Genomic DNA, 739 nt, shown 5'->3' with positions numbered 1-739 from the left:
TGCCTGGCGTCAATGAACTACCTGAAAAATCTTTCGTATTTTCGTAAACGTGCTTCGGAATAATGAAATTCTCGGTTACCAAATTATTGACGGCTGAAGCTGACTTTTCAGGCAAAATAAACTTCACCTGATGATCATTAACCTTTTCAATCTGAATTGGCTTGTTATTAATATAGAATTTATCGGAATTGCCGTTCGCCTTATCAGCCAACTTTTGATACGTGAAGACAACATCATCTGCTGTGAACGGTTGTCCATCGCTCCACTTCACTCCTTGACGCAAATCGACTGTAATCGTCTTGCCATCAGATGAGACCGTATCCTTCGTTGCCAAAACAGGCGTCAATGAACCATTTTCTTCCACGTGGAATAATGGTGAGTATTGAATATTATCAAACGTTAAGCCCCAACGATCCGAAGTTGTGATTGGATTCGTTGATTCCAAATCACTGCTGATTGCGTAGGTAAATGTGTCTGACTTGCTATCCGCGAACACCGGGCTTAATGATCCCCCCACCGCCAATGCGACCGTGGTCAAAACCGATGCTGCTAACAATTGCTTCTTAATACTCATATTTTTATGCCCCTTGTATTTATGCTTAACATTGTTGTTATAAATTAATACAGGTGGCGACGACAACGAACAACCCTTTCCCCGGGCCATTCTGTTAACTGTTTGCGTCTCAGCCATACTGAAAAACGCGGTTGTTTGATTAACATCATGTTCCTCGTTCAAATT

Annotated in this window: 1 protein-coding gene; it reads right to left on the bottom strand. The window is 41.7% G+C overall.

Going from position 1 to position 739, the window contains the following annotated elements; genetic code table 11:
- A partial coding sequence (locus WEIDD23_RS08255) for an ABC transporter substrate-binding protein (RefSeq protein WP_242865475.1) occupies window positions 1-574 on the bottom strand: 574 nt, incomplete at its 3' end.
- Window positions 575-739: the final 165 nt, after the last annotated feature.

The sequence above is a fragment of the Weissella sp. DD23 genome (genome assembly GCF_001579105.1).
GTDB classification, from domain to species: domain Bacteria; phylum Bacillota; class Bacilli; order Lactobacillales; family Lactobacillaceae; genus Weissella; species Weissella cibaria.
Note: the sequence above shows the minus strand (reverse complement) of the source record. Positions and strands in the feature narration are given on the sequence as shown.